The following is a 21,983-nucleotide window of genomic DNA, read 5'->3' as shown; positions in this document are numbered from 1 at the left end:
AATTATTGAAACTTTCCTTACTTTTTTTATAAACGAACGTTATTTATATAAAGAACTATTTAAATTCGTTTTTAACGTTATTTTCGAAAGATATTAGCTTTTTTTTAAAAAAAATGTTAAGAAAATCTTTGACTTCTTAATAAAAATAATGTAAATTATCCTATGGACGAACATTTTTAATCAATAAAAATAAAATATTCGTATTTTAGGGGTGTAAATGATGGAAAACGTATTTGACTATGAAGACATTCAATTAATTCCTGCAAAATGTATTGTAAATAGCCGATCTGAATGTGATACAACTGTCACTTTAGGAAAACATAAATTTAAATTACCTGTCGTACCTGCAAATATGCAAACGATTATTGATGAAAGAATCGCAACTTATTTAGCTGAAAATAATTACTTCTATATCATGCATCGTTTCCAACCAGAGAAACGAATCTCATTCATTAGAGATATGCAATCACGTGGATTAATTGCTTCAATCAGTGTTGGTGTTAAAGAAGACGAATACGAATTCGTACAACAATTAGCTGCTGAGCAACTTTCACCTGAATACATTACAATCGATATCGCACATGGTCACTCTAATGCCGTGATCAACATGATTCAACATATTAAAAAACATTTACCAGAAAGCTTCGTTATCGCTGGAAACGTTGGAACTCCAGAAGCGGTAAGAGAATTAGAAAACGCTGGTGCTGATGCAACAAAAGTTGGTATTGGACCTGGTAAAGTTTGTATTACTAAAATTAAAACAGGCTTTGGAACTGGTGGTTGGCAGTTAGCTGCACTTCGCTGGTGTGCAAAAGCTGCAAGTAAGCCAATTATCGCTGATGGTGGTATTCGTACGCATGGTGATGTAGCTAAATCAATTCGATTTGGAGCAACTATGGTTATGGTCGGTTCTCTATTCGCTGGTCATGAAGAGTCTCCAGGGGAAACAATCGAAAAAGATGGCAAACTTTATAAAGAGTACTTCGGTTCAGCCTCTGAATTCCAAAAAGGCGAGAAGAAAAACGTTGAAGGTAAGAAAATGTTCGTTGAGCATAAAGGTTCTTTAGAAGACACTTTAATCGAAATGGAACAAGATCTTCAATCTTCTATCTCTTACGCTGGTGGAACAAAGTTAGACTCAATTCGTACTGTAGATTATGTAGTCGTGAAAAACTCTATTTTCAACGGTGATAAAGTATATTAATTTTTAAATCTAACTAGAAGGACAAGCATTTTTATGCTTGTCCTTCTTTTTCATGTATAAAAATGTAAATTATTTTCATTTTACTGAATTTTCTAGTATCATATTTTTAGATACTTATAATAAGGGGGATATAACAAATGAAAAATGTAATTGAGAAACGCCTTATTCGCGCAGAAGTCCCTACTGAATTGACATGGGATCTTTCTGATTTATACGAATCTGATAAAGAGTGGGAAATTGCATTACGTGTATTAAAAGACGATATAAAAAAGCTTGATACATTTAAAGGACAATTACACACTAGCCCCACTACTTTATTAAATTGCCTGCTTTTAGAGGAAGAGCTTTTAATGAAATTAACAAAACTATATTCATATGCAAATTTAAAAGAATCTGCTGATCGAACGGATCCAGTTATTCAAGCGAACTCTTCAAAAATTTCTGCTTTATGGACAACTGTACATACTGCACTATCCTTTATCCATAATGAAATCCTCTCACTCGAAGAAGGAACAATTGAAAAATATTTAATTGAAGAAACAAAACTTGAACCTTTCCGTAAATCGTTACTAGAAATACTACAAAAAAGGCAGCACACTCTCTCACCTGAAACAGAAGAAGCTCTTGCTGCACTTGGTGAAGTTCATAGTTCTCCCTACAAAATTTACGGTATGACTAAATTAGCCGATATGGATTTCTCTTCTATACAAGATGAACAAGGAAATGATTTGCCTGTATCGTTTGCATTATTTGAAAGTAAATATGAATTTTCTCCAAGCGCATATATACGTAGAAAAGCATATTCATCATTTGTTGCCACATTGAAACGATATAAAAATACAGTTGCAACAACGTATGCTACTGAAGTAAAAAAACAAGTGACACTTTCTCGTTTACGTAAGTACGAGTCTGTTACCCATATGCTTTTAGAACCTCAAAAAGTTCCACTTGAAATGTATAACAACCAACTAGATATTATTTATAACGAATTAGCGCCTCATATGCGCCGTTTTGCAGATTTAAAAAAGAAAGTATTAGGTCTCGATCAAATGCTCTTCTGCGATTTACACGCACCGTTAGATCCTGAATTTAATCCAACCATCACATACGATGAAGCTGGTAAATTAATTCAAGAATCTTTAAAAGTATTAGGACCTGAATATAATACGATTATCAAAACAGGCTTTAAGGAAAGATGGGTAGACCTTGCAGATAATGTTGGAAAATCAACAGGTGCTTTCTGCTCTAGCCCCTATGGTTCCCATCCTTACATTTTAATTACATGGCAAGATACGATGCGCGGGTGCTTCACATTAGCTCATGAATTTGGACATGCTGGTCATTTTTATTTAGCCAATAAAAATCAGCGCATTATGAACGTACGTCCATCTATGTACTTTGTTGAAGCACCATCAACGATGAATGAATTACTATTAGCCCAGCATTTACTAGCGACTACTGACGATAAGAGAATGCGCAGATGGGTTATTCTGCAACTACTCGGCACATATTACCACAACTTCGTCACCCATCTACTTGAGGGAGAATATCAAAGACAAGTATATACCCTAGCGGAAGAAGGGCAAGCACTCACAGCTACAACTTTAACCGAAATAAAAACAAAGGTCCTTTCAACATTCTGGGGAGATTCCGTAGAAATTGATGAAGGCGCTGGCTTAACATGGATGCGTCAACCTCACTATTATATGGGCTTATATTCTTACACATATTCTGCGGGCTTAACTGCATCTACTACTGTAGCTCAAATGATTAAAGAAGAGGGACAACCCGCTGTTGATCGCTGGCTTGATGTACTCCGTGCAGGCGGTACAATGAAACCACTCGAATTAATGAAACACGCTGGAGTAGACATGTCAAAACCAGATGCAATCCGTAAAGCTGTTTCTTACGTCGGTTCCCTAATCGATGAATTAGAGCGCTCTTATCAAGAATAAAAAATAAGCCCTCGCTTTATGAGGGCTTATTTCATATTTATTTTCCAAATCTTTTACGGTATCCACATTTCCTACATAGCTCTTCGACTGCAACTCTTTTCGAAAATCCATCGACAATATTTGTTGCTCTTTCACCTTCAATAATGTTAGAAAATGAATCAGTATTAATATTACCAAGATTGATGATACCTTCACCATCTAAGCAACAAGGAATAACAGTTCCGTTCGCTAAAATTCCAGCCTGATTACGAAGTCCATGACAGAACCCTTTTCCATCATCCTCTTCTTCATGTAATGCCGGCCACTGGAATTCGTAGTCTTGATTAATAAAGACACGTTCCGCAATTTTTATACCTTTTCCTGGTGTAAGCTTCTCTTCAATTTGATAAGATAGATCAAACTCATTTTCAATTATAGATAATAAATCCCTATTTTTCTGGATTTCAGCATTTGTTTTATTATCCTGAGTTAAATTCCATAATCTTAGTGAAACGATTAAATCCGATTGACTTGTCGCCTCTCTAATGAAAGAAAGTATACTCCTTACATAGCCTTCTTTATCTTGCGATCCTGGGTGTCCATCAAAACTGTGCAGCGAAAAATTCATTTGTCTTAACGCAGGCTTATTTAACAGCCTATGCCTTCTCTTATTAATTAACGTTCCGTTCGTTGTAATATTAACTTTAAACCCTTTTTCATGGCTTAAATCTAATAGTTGATCTATTTTCGGATGGAGCAACGGCTCACCCTTCACGTGCAAATAAATGTAGTCTGTGTGAGGTTTAATTTGGTCTAATCTTTTAGCAAAATCCTCTACAGAAATGAATTGCTTCTGCCTTTCCGTCGGCGGACAAAAGCTGCACGCAAGATTACATACACTCGTAATCTCCAAGTAAAACTTCTTAAACTTCTTCACCTTTAATTCCTCACTTCTCTGACTACTTATACTTTTTCCTCTTCATATTACAGCATATTTTTTTAGAAATAGAAACATACTTATTTTAGGAAATAAGCGTTTACTGTATAAAATACTCCTTCAATCTATTTCTAATTTCTGGAAGTTGCATATTACTATCATGTTTTCTATCTTTAATCTCTTGAATACCTCTCTCAAGGATTTCTTTTGCTTTCTCTTCTTTCCCTGACATCATATAAAAATCACATACTTTTTCATAAAAAATAATCGGACTTCTTGTAGCATAATCTGCCGCAGTATTCCAATCATCAATTTGCGAATAATAGGGAATCCCAATATTCATTACATTATGCATGAATTCACTAAATTCCACTTTATCACATTCTAAATTTTTCAGCTTAAAATGCTGGATATTCCTTGTCCATCCTGGAATATTCCACATAGTCCAAAACTCACAATAATTTTCAGAGTTCCATGTACTGAGCGAGAAGCTAAAGGTTAATTCAAAATCGCCTTGTTTACGAGAAAATTTAGGTACACTCTTTGCATAACGGAAGCCCAATCTTTGTAGTTCATCGACTAAAAAATTTTCTATATATAAACTTAGTAGTTGTTTTGGCTTCATACAGTTCTCCTATTACATATTATGAAATATAGAAAACGGCCACATCTGTAGCCGTTTTAATGTACTAGTATACAACTATTTATGATACGGTTCACCGCGATTAATACGAAACGCTCTATATACTTGCTCAAGCAATACTAAACGCATTAATTGATGTGGTAATGTCATCTTTGAGAAAGACAGAGATTCGTTTGAACGCTTCATTACTTCTGAGCTAAGTCCAAGTGATCCACCAATTACAAACGTTACTTTACTCTTTCCATATGTAGCAAGACGATCTAGACTTGCTGCAAATTCTTCTGATGATTTTTGTTTTCCTTCTATTGCTAACGCAATAACGTGCGTATCATCGGAAATTTTATCCAGTATACGTATACCTTCTTTTTCTTTTACAATCAACATTTCTGCTTCACTTAAATTTTCTGGTGCCTTTTCATCTGGCAATTCAATTATTTCTACTTTTGCGTAAGAAGATAATCGTTTTAAGTATTCTGCTATACCTTGTTTTAAGTATTTTTCTTTTAATTTTCCGATTGAAATAATCGAGATATTCACACCTATTCCCCACCTTACAAACACGTTATCCACAGCACTTATCCACATATCCACAAATGTTACCCACATATTGTGTGAGAATCTGTGTTCGATACAACATATGTCGCCTCATTTTGACAAAATTCACATGTTTTCTTCTCTTCTTCAGAGTTATCCACATTGTTAATAACCGGCGCAACTTCACACTCATCCACAATAATATCTAATGCTAATTCAACATGTTCTAAACAACAAGGTAAATTCATATTCTTCACCTCACTTTTCTACAATAGAAAACAGGAGGTAGGCCCTCCTGTTTTTAATACTTTTGAATGCCTAATTTCACAGTTGTTGTCGCTCGTTTTGTACCACGATAAAACGTAAGAGTCATTTTATCATTAATTTTTTTATTATATAAGGCCGTGCGGAACCCAATAATATCGCGCACTGGTTTTCCATCTACCGCCACAATAACATCATGTTCTCTTAGACCAGCTTCCGTACCTGGCGAAGGACTTTTCACATCTAAAACACAAACCCCTTCTGTTACGTTACCTGGTAAGTGTAATGTTTTTGACCAATAGTAATTTGGAATCTCATTTAATGATCTTAGTTCAATCCCAACGTAAGGTCTTTTTACTTTACCGTACTTTTCAAGCTCATTCATAACAGGAACAGCTCTCGTAACTGGAATAGCTAGTCCAATTCCCTCTACTTCTTTTGCTGCAATTTTCATCGAGTTAATACCTATTAATTGTCCAGATACATTTACAAGCGCTCCACCACTATTACCTGGATTAATTGCCGCATCTGTTTGTAATACTTCTACTTGCCAATCGTAATGTCCATCTTGATTTAAATCTACAGGAACAATGCGCTCATTAGCCGAAATAATACCTTGTGTGACAGTTCCGGAAAATTGTAGCCCCAGTGGATTTCCAATTGCAATAACTGGTTCTCCTCTACGAACGGTATTAGAATCACCAATTTCAATCACTTTCTTCACATACTTTGCATCTATTTCTAGTACTGCTAAGTCCGTGACTACATCGGTTCCCAATACTTTACCTGGAACTTTCTTACCGTCACTTAAGCTAACTTCAATACGATTCGCCCCGGCGACAACGTGGTTATTGGTTACAATATACGCATGTCCATCTGTTCTCTTATAAATCACACCAGAGCCTGTACCAGCTTCCGAATCAGCCTCTGAAAAATCATCTCGTTGAATATTAATAACACCCACAACAGCCTCCGAAGCACGATCAACAGCGTCTACAAAGCTAACTTGTTTAACAGACACATTTCCGCTTTGAGCTTCAGCCATATTTTTTTCACTCGCTTCAACTTGCGGAAGCTTACCTTCATGATTTGAAAATAAAGGCGCTCCAAATGCAAATAATGAAGCCCCTACAATTGTTCCCGCTATACTAGAAATAACAATACCTTTATGTTTCTTTTTCCCTGCACGTTTAATACGATATTTTTCTTCATCAATAAAGGACATATTTGTTCACCTATCTTCCTGAAAACAACTATATTCACCTTTATTGTTTACTAAAATGAAGAATTATACGTATTGAATTTTCGTAGGCATTTTTGGATCTGTATCATGTATTTCAAAGGATTCTCCAACCCAAAAACCTTTTTCTTCTAATACTTGTGATACAGACATACGCGCTAATTCTTTCATGTTATTATCTAAGCTTAAATGCGCTAAATAAATGTGTTTTGTCTCGTCTGTAATAACATCCGCCATCGCTAATGCAGCATCCTCATTACAAACGTGACCTACATCACTTAATATGCGTCTTTTAATGCTCCATGGATAGCGTCCCATACGAAGCATTTCCACATCATGATTGCTTTCAAATACGAAAGCGTTCGCTCCCTTAATAACACCTTTCATACGGTCACTTACGTATCCCGTATCTGTAATAAGAGCTAACTTTCTATTGTTGTTATGAAAAGCATAAAACATCGGTTCTGCCGCATCATGAGAAACACCAAATGATTCAACTTCAATATCCCCAAATGTTTTCACGTCGCCTACTGAAAAAATGAATTTTTGATCGGTTGGGATATTACCTATTAAATGTTCCATTGCATTCCATGTTTTCTCGTTCGCATAAACAGGTAAATCATATTTACGCGCCAATACACCTAATCCTTTAATGTGGTCACTATGCTCATGTGTTACAAGAATACCTGATATGTCATTTATATTCAGTTCAGCTTGCTTAAATAAGGCCTCTGTAGCTTTACCACTTAAACCTGCATCGACAAGCAATTTTTTTTCATCTGTTCCTACATATAGCATATTCCCTGTACTTCCACTTGCAAGTACACTAAAATGCATACTCATTCTTTCTCACTCCATTATGTTCTTCCGGCACTTGAGTTTCCCCTAATTCCATAACTTGTCCTTCAATTGCATTCACAAAATAGTCCTTTTTCTGCTCAGTCTTTAAGTTCCACGTTGGAGCAAGCACTTGTATATTAGAAGAAGATTCAGCTAGAGTCGCATATCCAATCTGCGCCTCTTTCACGTGCGTATTTTCTGCAATTTTATTTTTTACATATATATTTTCTAAAGCTGTTTGAGCAGTGATAATTTCTTGTTCTTTCGTTTTTTCACTTTCGCCCATTTCCTTCAAATCCGTTAACATTGTTTGTGTATACGAAACAAGCTCATTTTTTTCATTTAAATCTACAACGATCATTGCATGATTGTTGTAGAAAATCGGCTTCTCCTTATACTTTTGAAAGAAATAAATTTTTGAATCTTTCATTGCCCCAAACTCGTATTTCTGCCCATCAAGCACGTAGTTTTTTAAGAAATCATTATACTTGTCCTTTGATAACGATTTTGCATTTAAAAATGGTTCTTTCAACTTACTTTCTATCTTATATTCTTCTTGCAGATGCACTGTTTGATTTTTTAAAGACTGCACATCTTCTTCCTTAAAGCTTTTATTTTTCGCCATAATAAACGACTCTTTTTTCGGCTCTTTAGGAAAACTCCCCATAGTAATTTTAGACTCTTTTAATTGTTGATCAATTTTTGTTTCTGTCACAAGTTCCAATTGATTACTATCTTGCTTTTGAATGAACTGAAAGATAAGAAAGAGATCTAAAACAAAAAAGGTCACAATAAATATGGTTTTAATTCGATCCCAATCCATTTAGTCCCCCCTCACTCCATTCAAATATTTTTTGCTTACCATTTTCTTCACATTTTACATACCATATCGGCTTTAAAATAACGTTTTTTCCTTCGTTAATGGAATTTTCCAATGATAACTTATAACCAATTCCAACATCCTGAATTGAATTTTTATCAATTTGCGGATTATTCTCTAATGATGTCATCACTGTACGACCCGATGCAAGAGAAGTTGTTAATTGTTTACTAGGTAATTTGAAACTTGGATCAAAAAGGGATCTTTCATACTGCATGATTTCACCCGAACCCCATGCTTGCTTTAATTCCGCCATTCCATCGCTATTAAATACAGGCAACCCATCCTCATATAAACGGAAGGACGTTTTCCCTTTATTAATATAATCAAAACGATAGAGTTTTAAGGCACCACTATGCCCACTTACAAAGTCAAAACTTTTTTGTAAAAGTGCTGCATTATCCATAGATTCATCACTATGTACAGCGGAGTTTTTGTATTTCAACATTGCATTTGACTGATCAATTTCCATAGAACGTATACCATCTGTAAATATTTTTTTTGATTTCTCAGAAATAGGGCTTAAATAACGTGGATCACTAAATAGTGCATTTTTAAATGTATCCTCATCTAACCTAGATCCAAAATACTCTACCTCACTTAATTCCGTAATTCCATCTGGTAAGTACAGTTTTTTTCTATCACTTATTTGATATTCAAAATACGGTCTCGCTACTGTTATAAGTTGATTTTGAGCATTTATAACATCCTTTACATAAACACCACTCAATTTCGCTTCATATATTTTACGATAAGGATAAGTATCATAGGAAACAAAACTAATTTTAATTTCTTGGTCCTTACTTCGAGAAGGGTCGATTATAATACGATTGAAACTCCTATTACCTTCTATGTTTTTATCTTTAAAATTAAACATACTTTTAATCGTATCCAGTGGAATGTTTGTAGGAAAAACAAACTCGATTTTTTCTTCTCCATGTACATACGAAAGAAAATCACCTTTAGGAACTGTCCCTGTCACTTCCTTTAAATCATGTAACTCTCCATTTTCAAGAATTCTATAAATTAAATCCACATTACTCTTGTTTTCACTCACATAATGATTTTTCTCTTTATGAACAATGACAGAGGATGGACGAACAACCTCCGAAAGTTTTATTGGATTTATCTCTTCATTACCTTGAACAAATTTTGCATTTTGTATCGAAGTAGAATCGGGGACATATGTCCATAAGTTAAAAGTAAGAAATAGGCTAATAACAACTAGATTAATTAAAACTATCGTTTTAAAGTTTTCCATACTCATTCCCAATCGTCCTCTTCATCAGTTGCCATTGGCAGTGTGAAATAAATAGTTGTTCCTTTTCCTTCCTCACTTTTCGCCCAAATCGAGCCGCCGTGTGCCTCAATCATTTCTTTCGCAATGGCTAATCCAAGACCTGTACCACCCATTTGTCTTGAGCGAGCTTTATCTACACGGTAAAAACGTTCAAATATTTTATCTACATTTTCCTTCGGAATACCCATTCCTTGATCACTCACACTAATTTCTAATAACTCACCGCGGTCACGCAGACGATATGTTACTGTGCCACCTTCTGGCGAATACTTCAATGCATTGGAAATAATGTTATATAAAACTTGTGTAATTTTGTCTGCATCCATATCAATAAATCGAGATTTTTTAGAGAAAGATCGTTTGAAGCTTACATTTTGCTCTTTCGACATTTCAAAGCGATCGATAACGTTATTAAAGAAATCAGTAAAGTCGACCCATTCCTTCATTAAGCGATGTTCTGTACTATCTAGTTTAGATAGTTGTAACAACGCATTTACAAGTCTAATCATTCTTTCTGTTTCTTCTTGTGTAACTGTTAAAAATTGTGGTGCGATATTCGGATCTTGCCATGCACCATCCGTAAGTGCTTCTAAGTAACTGCGCATTGTTGTTAACGGTGTTCTTAGCTCATGAGATACGTTCGCAACAAACTCACGACGCTCTCGCTCTATACGCTCCTGCTCCGTTACATCATATAATACAGCAATTAAACCATTCGCCTTCCCTGTTTCCTTTTGAATGACAGAGAAACTAGCACGTAAAATATATGGTTCATTCCTCGTACTAAAATCTAATAAAACTGAATCAGGTTCTTCATATAAATGATCCAGCGTAAATTCTTCTTGTATCCCTAACACTTCTAAGACAGATTGATCTAGTGCCGTTTCACGCGAAACATTTAACATTTTTTCCGCAGGATCATTTAATAAAATGATGTCACCTTTTCGATCAGTAGCAATTACTCCATCTGTCATATGTGATAAAACAGATGATAGTTTGCGCCTTTCACTCTCTGTTGAAGAACGGGCTTGTTGTAATTTTTTTGATAAATTATTGAAAGATAATGCTAGTTGTCCAATTTCATCATGGCTATGCACTTTTACTTTTCTCGAATAGTTTCCTTTTGCCATTTCAATTGCTTGTCTCCGCATATCTGAAATTGGTCTTGTAATTGTTTGAGCCAACAAAATCCCAAGTACAGCTGTTACTAGTAAAGCAATTACTGTCCCTGTCGCGAAAATTTGGTTTATATCTTTCATTTGTTTATACACATCTTCCATAGATGCAACAATACGAATGACGCCAAGTACCTCTCCTTCTTGTTCTTTTAGAATAGGAGTAATCATCACTTGAACCCGATGACCTGTTTTCACGTCTTTCTCAACCTTTGACTCTGGTTTTTTTTGTACCATTACCCGTTGTACAGCTGTGTCTGCTGACGTTCGTCCTACTTTATTTTGCTTAGACGCGTCTGAAATTGCCATTAATTTTTTAGTAGAATCAATTACGCTTATTTCTTGAATATCTCTCTTACGATCCGATGCAAGTTTTTGAATCGAATCATTAATAGCTTTATCTACTGATTCTGCTTTAGGACGTTCTTTTACAAACTCTTGCTTCAAGTTATAAGAAAGTAAATTTGTTTGCTGCGTTAAGGAATCTTGAAAACCTTTTACAAGGCTTTTTTCTAATTCCCTAACGAAATATACACCAATTACTTGCATTGCTATTAATATTAACAGCATATATATGAGCACAAATTTTAAATGAATAGATTGAAAAAAACCAACTTTCTTCATATACTATTCCTGTTCTGGGTCACGCAAGTAATACCCTACCCCACGTCTAGTTACAATTAAAGTAGGATGACTTGGATTATCTTCAATTTTTTCGCGTAAACGACGTACTGTTACGTCTACTGTACGTACATCTCCAAAATAATCATAACCCCAAACTGTTTGTAATAAATGTTCGCGAGTCATAACTTGACCTAAATGCTTCGCTAAATAATGTAGTAATTCAAATTCACGATGTGTAAGCTCAATGCTTTCTTCACGCTTCGTTACACTATAAGCATTCGGGTTGATAACGATTGGTCCAATAACCATTTCAGTATTTTCTTCTTTCTCTGCAGCACCACCCTGCTGATGACGACGTAAATTCGCCTTCACGCGGGCAAGTAACTCTCTCGTACTAAAGGGCTTCGTTACATAATCATCCGCCCCAAGCTCAAGCCCTAATACTTTATCAATTTCAGAGTCTTTTGCTGTAAGCATAATAATTGGCATTTCTGAGCTTTTACGTATTTCACGACATACCTCTAAGCCGTCTTTTCCCGGTAACATAATATCTAATAAAACCATATCTGGCTGCTCTTCATTTGCTTTTTCAATCGCCTCATCACCATCATGCGCCATTACAATTTCAAAACCTTCTTTTTCTAGGTTGAACTTCAAAATATCCGCAATCGGTTTTTCATCATCAACTACTAAAATTTTCTTTCCCATCATCGTCTATTTCCTCCTTATAAAAATATGGTCAATAATCCCTAAACACATTGACGTTTATATAGTATGTCCCTATATGACCGCATCCTTGGTTTAAGTATTTTCTCCTCTATTCTCATAGACTCATGTATCATCCACTTTTACACGGAATCCTATACGATCTATAGAAAAACCTCTAGCTTCAACTGCTAGAGGCTCCTCATTCTATTGTAAAATAACTACCCACTTTTGTAAAACTGGACAAAATAAAAAGGATATTAAGTGGGCCCACTTAATATCCTGAGAGTGGCTCGGGACGGAATCGAACCGCCGACACGAGGATTTTCAGTCCTCTGCTCTACCGACTGAGCTACCGAGCCAAAACTATATATAAAACCACTAATGGTGGTATAAACAAAAGTGGCGGTCCCGACCGGGGTCGAACCGGCGATCTCCTGCGTGACAGGCAGGCATGTTAACCACTACACCACGGGACCAAAAATGAACATAAAAAAAACATGACCCGTACGGGATTCGAACCCGTGTTACCGCCGTGAAAGGGCGGTGTCTTAACCACTTGACCAACGGGCCACGAAAAATAAAATGGTGAGCCATGAAGGATTCGAACCTTCGACCCTCTGATTAAAAGTCAGATGCTCTACCAACTGAGCTAATGGCTCATACTCACCAACGTCATGTTTTCGTGACGACAAGACATATCATAACATATTATCTTTTATTTTTGCAATACATTTTTTTATTTTTTTATAAAAGATAAGAAAAAACTCATGAGAGCATGAGTTTTTTCTTACAAAAATCAATTTCTTATATCACTTAAGCTTCGTATACATTACGAACGATATTTGTTTGATTACGATCTGGTCCAACTGAGAACATAGATAATTGGATTCCTGTTAATTCAGAAACACGCTCTACGTATTTTCTTGCATTTTCAGGAAGTTCGTCTAATGATTTTACACCAGTAATATCTTCTTCCCAACCTGGAAGCTCTTCATATACAGGCTCACATTTCGCTAAGATGTTTAAGTTTGCTGGAACTTCATCGATAACTTCGCCATTGTATTTGTAAGCAACACAAATTTTAAGAGTTGGAATACCTGTTAGAACGTCGATAGAATTTAATGATAAATCCGTTAAACCACTAACACGACGTGCATGTCTTACAACAACGCTATCGAACCAACCTACGCGGCGTGGACGACCAGTTGTCGTTCCATACTCACGACCAACTTCACGAATTTGGTGACCAATTTCATCATGAAGCTCAGTAGGGAATGGACCATCACCTACACGACTTGTATATGCTTTACATACACCTACAACGCGAGTAACTTTCGCAGGACCAACTCCAGTTCCAACTGTTACACCACCAGCAATCGGGTTAGAAGATGTAACGAATGGGTACGTACCGTGGTCAATATCAAGCATAACACCTTGTGCACCTTCAAATAATACACGGTGATTGTTATCTAGTGCATCATTTAATACAACAGATGTGTCGCATACATATTGCGCGATTTGTTGTCCATATTCGAAGTACTCTTCAAAGATTTCTTCTACGCTGAAACCTTCTGTGTCGTACATTTTTTCAAATAAACGATTTTTCTCTACTAAATTGCGCTCAAGCTTCTCTTTAAATGCTTCACGGTCTAAAAGATCAGCCATACGGATACCAATACGAGCAGCTTTATCCATATATGCAGGACCGATACCTTTTTTCGTTGTACCGATTTTGTTATCACCTTTACTAGCTTCTTCTAACTCATCTTGTTTTAAGTGATAAGGTAAAATAACGTGTGCACGGTTACTTACACGTAAATTATCAGTACTTACACCACGATCGTGTAAGTATTTTAACTCTTCAAGTAATGCTTTCGGATCTACTACTAAGCCGTTTCCGATTACACAAATTTTCTCTTTATAGAAAATACCAGATGGAATTAAGTGTAATTTATATTTAACTCCGCCGAAAACAATTGTATGTCCCGCGTTATTTCCACCTTGATATCTTGCAACTACTTCCGCATGCTCAGAAAGAAAATCAGTGATTTTACCTTTTCCTTCGTCGCCCCATTGTGTTCCTACAACTACTACTGAAGACATTATTAAAGCACCTCCGCGATTTTCAAACGATCTATTCAAACAATATAATTGTACCAAAACCGAAAAAGAAGTCAACCAAAAAGCGAACATTTTTTTAATAAAATTCATTTTCGTTCGTAAGAATTATATTTTCACATTATGAAAGCCTTATCTTTCCTATATAAAAAAAGAAACACATCTTATTATAAGAAATGTGTTTCTTTTTTATACTGCCTTTATGCCCCATCTTCAAAGCGTCGTTCTAAGTTGACGAATTTATTAAATTCCTTAACAAACGCAAGCTCTACTGAACCTACGGGACCATTACGCTGCTTTGCAATAATAATTTCAATGGTGTTTTTATTTTCCGTTTCTCGGTCATAGTAATCTTCACGATACAGGAAAGCTACAATATCCGCATCCTGCTCGATACTTCCCGATTCACGAATATCAGACATCATTGGACGTTTATCTTGACGAGATTCTACACCACGAGATAACTGCGATAAGGCAATAACTGGCACTTGCAATTCACGTGCAATCCCTTTTAATGTACGAGAAATCTCAGATACTTCCTGCTGACGGTTTTCTCCTGATTTCCCGCTACCTTGAATAAGCTGCAAATAGTCAATTAAGACCATACCAAGACCTTGTTCTTGCTTTAACCTACGACATTTTGCTCGAATCTCATTTACTTTAATCCCTGGTGTATCATCAATATATATACCAGCATTAGAAAGGCTACCCATCGCCATTGTTAATTTTGCCCAATCATCAGAAGTTAATGAACCGGTACGAAGTCTTTGTGCATCAATATTTCCTTCTGCACAAAGCATACGCATAACAAGCTGATCAGATCCCATCTCTAGACTGAAGATCGCTACATTTTCATCAGTTTTTGTCGCTACGTTTTGTGCGATATTTAATGAAAATGCAGTTTTCCCTACCGATGGACGCGCCGCCACGATGATTAAATCATTTCGCTGGAAACCTGCGGTCATCTTATCTAATTCAGTAAATCCAGTTGGTATTCCCGTAACTTCACCTTTTTGATTATGCAAAAGTTCAATTTTATCATAAGCATCTACAAGAACATCTTTAATGTTTTGAAATGCTTTTGCATTTGTTTGATGAGATACTTCTAATATTTTTTTCTCAGCCTCATTTAAAAGGCCGTCCACATCATCTTCTCTCTCATATCCATCAGACACGATATGGGTCGCCGTTCGAATTAAACGACGTAACAGCGCCTTTTCAGCGATGATTCGTGCATAATACTCTACGTTAGCAGCAGTTGGAACAATCTCTGCTAACTCCGCTAAGTAAGAAACCCCACCAACTTCTTCTAGTAATCCTTGATCAGCCATCGCTGACGTCATCATTACTAAGTCAATTGGTTCTCCTTTATCCGACAACCCAAGCATCACTTCAAAGATTTTTTGATGTTTCGTTCGATAAAATGAGTCAGGTACCAATAGTTCTGATGCTGACGTTAACGCATCTTGATCAATCAATATGGCACCTAAGACTGCCTGCTCAGCTTCTATATTATGCGGAGGGGTACGATCAGCCATTACATCACTCATGCGCAATCCTCCTTATTTAATTTATTTTTATTGTTCACTAACATGAACTTTTACTTTTGCTGTTACTTGCGGATGCAATTTCACAGTCACATTTGTATAACCTAATGCACGGATTGCATCATCCATTTCAAATTTACGTTTATCAAGTTTGATTTTGTGTGATTTTTGCATTGCGTCTACGATTTGTTTGCTTGTGATAGAACCAAATAAACGGCCACCTTCTCCAGATTTCGCCTTCAGTTCCACAGTTAATTTCTCTAAAGTTTCTTTCAGCTCTTTTGCATTCTCAAGCTCTGCTGCTGCATCTTTTTCTTCTTTGCGTTTTTGAGCTTCTAAAGTTTTCATACTGCTGTTTGTTGCTTCCGCAGCTAATCCTTGTTTTAATAAGAAATTATTTGCATAACCGTCTGGTACGTTTTTTATTTCTCCTTTTTTACCTTTACCTTTTACGTCTTTTAGAAAAATTACTTTCATGATTGTGTGCCTCCCTGTAAATAGTCATCAATAACAAATCGAAGCTTCTCCTCAGCTTCATCTACTGTAACATTTTTCATTTGTGTGGCTGCATTTGTCAAATGCCCGCCACCTCCTAAATTCTCCATGATTAGCTGTACATTCAATTCACCTAAAGACCTGCCGCTAATCCCAATGAAATTCTCTCCGCGTTTCGCAATAACAAATGATGCAATGATACCTGTCATCGTCAATAACGTATCCGCTGATTGTGCAATAAGCACCTGATCATAATAATCATCGCTATCAACTTTAGCAATCGCAATTCCATTTTTATAAATGTACGCATTTTTAATGGCTTTTGCAACTCGTAAATACTGATTCATGTCTTCTTTTAAAAGCTCTTGTACAAGTACAGTGTCTGCACCATGCGAGCGTAAATAAGAAGCTGCATCAAATGTGCGAGCGCCTGTACGGAATGTAAAACTTTTCGTATCAACAATAATACCAGCTAACAATGCCGTTGCTTCTAACATTGTCATCTTTAAATTTTTCGGTTGATACTCAAGTAATTCTGTAACAAGCTCTGCTGTTGAAGAAGCATACGGTTCCATATAAACAAGCAATGGATCTTCAATGAAATCTTCCCCGCGGCGATGATGGTCAATAACCACTACATTTTCAATCTTATGTAACAGTTTTTCCTCCATCACCATCGAAGGTTTATGCGTATCAACAACAACAAGTAATGAATCATCATTTGCAAATTCCATCGCTTGCCCTGGTGTAATAAAGTGTGACCATAACTCTTCATTTTGTTTCACTTTATCCATCAAACGTTTGATTCCTTTATCCGAATCATTTTCGTCTAACACAATATATCCTTTGCGCTCATTTAATTGCGCTACCTTTAAAATACCAATCGCTGCACCAATCGCATCCATATCAGGAGCTCTATGCCCCATTATAATGACATTACTGCTTTCTAATACTAAATCCTTTAACGCATGCGAAATAACTCTAGCACGTACACGAGTGCGCTTTTCGACCGGATTCGTTTTACCGCCGTAAAATTTAACTTTACCTGTCGCTTGTTTAATAGCTACTTGATCTCCACCACGTCCAAGCGCAAGGTCTAAACCAGATTGAGCCATTGCTCCAAGCTCTGATAAAGGCATATCACCCGATCCGACACCTACACTTAATGTAAGTGGTATATTCCTTTTGGATGTTTCTTCACGCACTTGATCTAAAATGTTAAACTTACCTTTCTCCATTTGCGCTAAAATACTTTCATTTAGTACAACGAAGAACCTCTCTGAAGATGCACGTTTTAAATAAGCACCATACTTAACAGCCCATTCATTTAGACGTGACGTGACAAGGCTTGTTATATTCGTACGTAATTGATCATCTAATCCTTGTGTAACTTCATCATAATTATCTAAATAAATAACGGCTAAAACCGTACGCTGATCCTCATACATTTTTTCAATCTCTGTTTGCTCAGTTACATCAAAAAAATAAATTAGTTTTTCTTCTTTCCTTACAAAAACACGGAACTTTCGACTATTTAAAGATACTATATCGTCCGAAGTCTCTCCTTTAATAAAAAGGAGTAATGTTTCTGATACATCGTACAGATGCCACCCAGCTAATGCGTGTTGCCCCAAACATGAAGACAAGTAAGGATTTGCCCAATCAATCCCATACTCTTTATTGTATAACAATATACCGATTGGCATCTGGTTGAATGCTTCGTTACTCACTTTTTTTACCCTAGTAATCATATCTGTCGTATACTTTTCAAAATTCCTTTGAAAGTTAAGTTCAAATCGTATAACTAAAAAGAAAACGATGCTAAAAATAAAAAAGGCGGCTATCCCCATAATTAAGTGAAAATAACAAAGAATCGAGATTAGCACCAAAACAAAAAATGCCAATACGTAAACAGGATATAAAAACCACTGTTTCTTATAAAATTCAGGCATGTATACAACTCCTATAACGTAAAACCAACACAATTTCTAGTTAGTTAAACAGATTAAACACCTTAAAATAGCATAAAAATGCTATTTTACCCCTTTGTTTTTCATTGCATTTTAGAACGCAATGAAATCCCTAAATCAATTATACCTAAGATTGTCACAAGAGGAAACAGCATTGGAATAAACATACATACAATAAAACTAATAATAGGAACGCCTTTCGTAAAACCTTTTTTGTGTGCTAAAAAAGTGATAAACGTTAATCCTTGCAATACAAGTAGCAAGGCAAAGATTACATGTAGATTAGCAAATACCATATGCAAATATGATGTTGGTTCAACTTTCATGAAAGTTGATAGCAAAATAAACATGACGTAATACCAGACAATACTCTTTGGCAATTGTATATCTTTAAATTTAGGCCAAGGTGTCGCGTCGTACTTTAACTTTCTCAAAACACTACCTGATATTATCACTGTGATCCAAGAAAAACATACAGAAACTAGCACAAGTATACTTGGAAATAACGTTTGTAATATATCGTTCATTTGTGCAAATAACTCTTTTTGTTCTTTACTAACTGGCATACCAGCCGCATTTGCTATTTTTTCACTTTGCGCGATGCTTTCACTAAACATATTTTGCATTTGCTTCATTAAATCTATGTTAAAGAACTTTATACTTCCCACATAAATGAGCATCATACCAATTAAATATGCAAGTGTTCCAGCTATCAATATCTCCACTGGTTTTTTCCCTTTTTTATACATATATCCTAATACAATACCTATTAATCCAAACATCACTGTCTTTATGAGACTAATCGGTTGACTCACGATAACTGTAACAAAAAGCGCCGCTACAAAAATTACGAGCACATTAGATAGTTTATGTCTTACTGTTAATAATATAAATGGTAACGGCAACGCAAATATTGCAACTGTGCCTAAAATCGGAACATACATAGATATCAGCAATAACATTGCATATACAGCCAATAACGCTGCGCCTTCGGTAATAAACCTTGCTTTTTTCACATTTTAACCTCTCTTTCAAAAAGAAAAGCATAGCAAAATGCACAGTAGAGTCCGACTCTACTGTGCATTTCATACGCTATTATTCACCAACATATGGTAAAAGTGCCATTTGACGAGCACGTTTAATTGCAACTGTAAGTTTGCGTTGGTATTTTGCGCTTGTTCCTGTTACACGACGAGGTAAAATTTTACCACGCTCAGAAACGAAACGTTTTAATAAATCAACATCTTTATAGTCAATGCGAGTGATGCCGTTAGATGTGAAGAAACACACCTTACGACGCTTCGCACGTCCACCTTTGCGTCCTGCCATGTCTATTCCCTCCATTCTTTGTTAAAAATAGCCGATTCATACCATTAAAATGGTAAATCGTCGTCCGAAATGTCAATCGGTTGACCAACATTCGAAAATGGATCGTCATTCTTCGTAAATCCAGAGTTACCTTGATTACCTTGGTTACCTGAATTACTAGATTGACCAAATGGGTTAGAGCTTTGGTTACCGAAACCAGCTCCTGATGGTTGCTGATTGAATGAACCACGTTGCTCCCCACCGCCATTACGCGGCTCTAAAAATTGTACGCTCTCCGCAAGAACTTCTGTTACATATACACGTTTACCATCTTGTCCATCGTAATTACGAGTTTGAAGACGTCCGTCTACGCCTGCTAAGCTACCTTTTTTCAAATAATTTGCCACGTTTTCTGCTTGTTTACGCCATATTACACAATTAATAAAGTCAGCTTCACGCTCACCTTGTTGATTCGCAAATGCGCGATTCACAGCTAACGTAAAAGTAGCTACTGCAACACCATTGGGCGTGTAACGTAAGTCAGGGTCCTTAGTTAAACGACCAACGAGGATAACACGATTCATCAATCGAACCACTCTCCCTTATATATCAATTATTTTTCTTCTTCTTTAACAACGATATGACGAAGGATATCTTCGTTGATCTTAGCTAAACGGTCGAATTCGTTAATCGCCTCTGAGTTAGAGTTCACGTTTAAGATCATGTAGAAACCTTCACGTAAGTCGTTGATTTCGTAAGCTAAACGACGCTTACCCCACTCTTTCGTGTTAATGATTTCTGCACCATTGTTTGTTAAAACACCTGCAAAACGTTCAACTAAAGCTTTTTGAGCTTCTTCTTCAACGCCAGGACGAATGATGTACATAATTTCGTACTTTCTCATTACACTTTCACCTCCTTTTGGTCTAAACGGCCCATAATGGGCAAGGAGCAATTAATTTATAGTAATTACTCACGAGTTTAGATTATATCATAGTAAGTTATATGAATCAACTCACCAATACGTAAAAAACTTGGCAAACATATAATATATTTGCCAAGTTCATATCTTTATTTTTCCTAGGAAATATTAAATTAAACGTTAAAGCGGAAGTGCATAACATCTCCGTCTTTTACGATATACTCTTTTCCTTCTAAACGTACTTTTCCAGCTTCTTTTGCAGCTGTCATAGAACCGTTTGTCATTAAATCATCATAAGAAACTGTTTCTGCGCGAATAAATCCACGCTCAAAGTCTGTATGAATTACGCCAGCACATTGTGGTGCTTTCATACCTTGTTTAAACGTCCATGCACGCACTTCTTGCACACCAGCTGTGAAGTAAGTAGCAAGTCCTAATAAGTCATATGCAGCACGAATTAACTGATCTAAACCAGATTCTTCAATACCTAATTCTTCCAGGAATACTTTTTTCTCTTCTTCGTCTAACTCAGCGATTTCTGATTCGATTTTTGCACATACAACGATAACTTGAGAATTTTCATTTGCAGCAAATTCTTTTACCATTTGTACATATTTATTTTCAGAAGGATCCATAATATCATCTTCACTTACGTTTGCTACGTATAGCATTTCTTTCGTTGTAAGTAAATGAAGGCCTTTAACAATCTTCATTTGCTCTTCTGTAAATTCAACAGTACGAGCTGGTTTTCCCTCTTCGAAAGCTTCTTTTAAACGCACTAAAATTTCATGCTCATATACTGCTTCTTTATCTTTTTGTCTTGCTAATTTCGCGACACGCTCGATACGTTTATCAACTGATTCTAAATCCGCTAAGATTAGTTCTAAGTTGATTGTTTCAATATCATCAATTGGATCTACTTTCCCTGAAACGTGTGTAATGTTTTCATCTTCAAAACAACGAACAACTTGGCAAATTGCATCTACTTGGCGAATGTGAGATAAGAATTTATTTCCTAATCCTTCACCTTTACTTGCACCTTTTACGATACCTGCAATATCAGTAAATTCGAATACAGTCGGAACAGTTTTTTTCGGTTCTACTAATTCCGTTAATTTATTTAAACGCTCATCTGGTACTTCTACGATCCCTACGTTTGGGTCAATCGTACAGAATGGATAGTTCGCAGATTCTGCTCCTGCTTGTGTAATTGCATTAAATAAAGTGGACTTTCCTACGTTAGGTAATCCAACAATCCCAGCCGTTAATCCCATATTTTTCACTCCTATGTCTCAATCTTTCATCATTATAGATAGTAACGAAAAAAATGACAAGTTTCC

At 36.1% G+C, this 21,983-nt stretch carries 21 protein-coding genes and 4 tRNA genes; 2 read left to right on the top strand and 23 right to left on the bottom strand.

Annotated features, from left to right (window positions below; translation table 11 throughout):
* Window positions 1–220 precede the first annotated feature (220 nt).
* Together guaC and pepF are read left to right on the top strand one after the other, a co-directional pair.
* Window positions 221–1,204 (top strand): GMP reductase, encoded by a 984-nt coding sequence (guaC, locus tag ACP6L7_RS28630; RefSeq protein ID WP_000432440.1) that lies wholly within the window; start codon window positions 221–223, stop codon window positions 1,202–1,204.
* Window positions 1,205–1,341: 137 nt separating this feature from the next.
* Entirely contained in the window at window positions 1,342–3,159 is a 1,818-nt protein-coding gene (gene pepF / locus ACP6L7_RS28625; RefSeq protein WP_097831364.1) for an oligoendopeptidase F, read from the top strand.
* Between the two features lie 37 nt (window positions 3,160–3,196).
* On the opposite strand, the gene ACP6L7_RS28620 is transcribed toward pepF, so the two are convergent.
* From ACP6L7_RS28620 to ychF, 23 genes are all read right to left on the bottom strand, one after another.
* Window positions 3,197–4,075, bottom strand: a complete 879-nt coding sequence (locus tag ACP6L7_RS28620; RefSeq protein WP_097831363.1) for a radical SAM/SPASM domain-containing protein — start codon at window positions 4,073–4,075, stop codon at window positions 3,197–3,199.
* Between the two features lie 100 nt (window positions 4,076–4,175).
* Window positions 4,176–4,700: a hypothetical protein gene (locus ACP6L7_RS28615; protein ID WP_097831362.1), complete on the bottom strand. Its 525-nt coding sequence runs from the start codon at window positions 4,698–4,700 to the stop codon at window positions 4,176–4,178.
* A 75-nt stretch (window positions 4,701–4,775) separates the two neighbouring features.
* On the bottom strand, window positions 4,776–5,255 hold the full coding sequence (rlmH, locus tag ACP6L7_RS28610) for a 23S rRNA (pseudouridine(1915)-N(3))-methyltransferase RlmH (protein WP_097831361.1): 480 nt from the start codon (window positions 5,253–5,255) through the stop codon (window positions 4,776–4,778).
* Window positions 5,256–5,314: 59 nt separating this feature from the next.
* A complete protein-coding gene (locus tag ACP6L7_RS28605) occupies window positions 5,315–5,500 on the bottom strand; it encodes a CxxH/CxxC protein (protein ID WP_001052825.1) in 186 nt (61 codons plus the stop codon).
* 53 nt (window positions 5,501–5,553) lie between these two features.
* Complete coding sequence (locus tag ACP6L7_RS28600) at window positions 5,554–6,741, bottom strand: S1C family serine protease (RefSeq protein ID WP_097831360.1); 1,188 nt, start codon at window positions 6,739–6,741, stop codon at window positions 5,554–5,556.
* Window positions 6,742–6,804: 63 nt separating this feature from the next.
* Complete coding sequence (locus ACP6L7_RS28595) at window positions 6,805–7,599, bottom strand: MBL fold metallo-hydrolase (RefSeq protein ID WP_097831359.1); 795 nt, start codon at window positions 7,597–7,599, stop codon at window positions 6,805–6,807.
* A complete protein-coding gene (locus ACP6L7_RS28590) occupies window positions 7,583–8,419 on the bottom strand; it encodes a two-component system regulatory protein YycI (RefSeq protein ID WP_097831358.1) in 837 nt (278 codons plus the stop codon). The genes ACP6L7_RS28595 and ACP6L7_RS28590 overlap by 17 nt, the downstream gene beginning before the upstream one ends.
* Window positions 8,400–9,743 (bottom strand): YycH family regulatory protein, encoded by a 1,344-nt coding sequence (locus tag ACP6L7_RS28585; RefSeq protein WP_097831357.1) that lies wholly within the window; start codon window positions 9,741–9,743, stop codon window positions 8,400–8,402. Before ACP6L7_RS28585 ends, ACP6L7_RS28590 begins: the two co-directional genes overlap by 20 nt.
* A complete protein-coding gene (walK, locus tag ACP6L7_RS28580; protein WP_097831356.1) occupies window positions 9,740–11,575 on the bottom strand; it encodes a cell wall metabolism sensor histidine kinase WalK in 1,836 nt (611 codons plus the stop codon). The genes ACP6L7_RS28585 and walK overlap by 4 nt, the downstream gene beginning before the upstream one ends.
* A 3-nt stretch (window positions 11,576–11,578) precedes the next feature.
* Window positions 11,579–12,286 carry a cell wall metabolism DNA-binding response regulator WalR gene (walR, locus tag ACP6L7_RS28575; RefSeq protein WP_002174499.1) on the bottom strand — a complete coding sequence of 236 codons (708 nt, stop codon included), beginning with the start codon at window positions 12,284–12,286 and terminating at the stop codon, window positions 11,579–11,581.
* 283 nt (window positions 12,287–12,569) lie between these two features.
* Window positions 12,570–12,642: transfer RNA gene (locus ACP6L7_RS28570), tRNA-Phe, on the bottom strand.
* 41 nt (window positions 12,643–12,683) lie between these two features.
* Window positions 12,684–12,759: transfer RNA gene (locus ACP6L7_RS28565), tRNA-Asp, on the bottom strand.
* 22 nt (window positions 12,760–12,781) lie between these two features.
* Window positions 12,782–12,853, bottom strand: a tRNA-Glu gene (locus tag ACP6L7_RS28560).
* A gap of 13 nt (window positions 12,854–12,866) precedes the next feature.
* Window positions 12,867–12,942 (bottom strand) — tRNA-Lys (locus tag ACP6L7_RS28555).
* A gap of 154 nt (window positions 12,943–13,096) precedes the next feature.
* On the bottom strand, window positions 13,097–14,386 hold the full coding sequence (locus ACP6L7_RS28550) for an adenylosuccinate synthase (RefSeq protein WP_000100227.1): 1,290 nt from the start codon (window positions 14,384–14,386) through the stop codon (window positions 13,097–13,099).
* A gap of 215 nt (window positions 14,387–14,601) precedes the next feature.
* A complete protein-coding gene (dnaB, locus tag ACP6L7_RS28545) occupies window positions 14,602–15,951 on the bottom strand; it encodes a replicative DNA helicase (RefSeq protein ID WP_001286243.1) in 1,350 nt (449 codons plus the stop codon).
* A gap of 27 nt (window positions 15,952–15,978) precedes the next feature.
* Window positions 15,979–16,425 carry a 50S ribosomal protein L9 gene (gene rplI / locus ACP6L7_RS28540; protein WP_000864222.1) on the bottom strand — a complete coding sequence of 149 codons (447 nt, stop codon included), beginning with the start codon at window positions 16,423–16,425 and terminating at the stop codon, window positions 15,979–15,981.
* Window positions 16,422–18,395: a DHH family phosphoesterase gene (locus ACP6L7_RS28535; protein ID WP_097831355.1), complete on the bottom strand. Its 1,974-nt coding sequence runs from the start codon at window positions 18,393–18,395 to the stop codon at window positions 16,422–16,424. The genes rplI and ACP6L7_RS28535 overlap by 4 nt, the downstream gene beginning before the upstream one ends.
* A gap of 101 nt (window positions 18,396–18,496) precedes the next feature.
* Entirely contained in the window at window positions 18,497–19,429 is a 933-nt protein-coding gene (locus ACP6L7_RS28530) for a YybS family protein (protein WP_430529540.1), read from the bottom strand.
* A 79-nt stretch (window positions 19,430–19,508) separates the two neighbouring features.
* A complete protein-coding gene (rpsR, locus tag ACP6L7_RS28525) occupies window positions 19,509–19,742 on the bottom strand; it encodes a 30S ribosomal protein S18 (RefSeq protein ID WP_000918874.1) in 234 nt (77 codons plus the stop codon).
* Window positions 19,743–19,786: 44 nt separating this feature from the next.
* Window positions 19,787–20,308: a single-stranded DNA-binding protein gene (gene ssb, locus ACP6L7_RS28520; protein WP_000981963.1), complete on the bottom strand. Its 522-nt coding sequence runs from the start codon at window positions 20,306–20,308 to the stop codon at window positions 19,787–19,789.
* A 26-nt stretch (window positions 20,309–20,334) separates the two neighbouring features.
* Complete coding sequence (gene rpsF / locus ACP6L7_RS28515; protein WP_001233782.1) at window positions 20,335–20,625, bottom strand: 30S ribosomal protein S6; 291 nt, start codon at window positions 20,623–20,625, stop codon at window positions 20,335–20,337.
* Window positions 20,626–20,816: 191 nt separating this feature from the next.
* A complete protein-coding gene (gene ychF, locus ACP6L7_RS28510) occupies window positions 20,817–21,917 on the bottom strand; it encodes a redox-regulated ATPase YchF (RefSeq protein WP_000524664.1) in 1,101 nt (366 codons plus the stop codon).
* Window positions 21,918–21,983: the final 66 nt, after the last annotated feature.

The organism is Bacillus silvicola, from assembly GCF_050524305.1.
In the GTDB taxonomy this organism is placed as follows: Bacteria; Bacillota; Bacilli; order Bacillales; family Bacillaceae_G; genus Bacillus_A; species Bacillus_A cereus_AT.
This window is presented reverse-complemented; position numbering and strand designations above follow the sequence as displayed.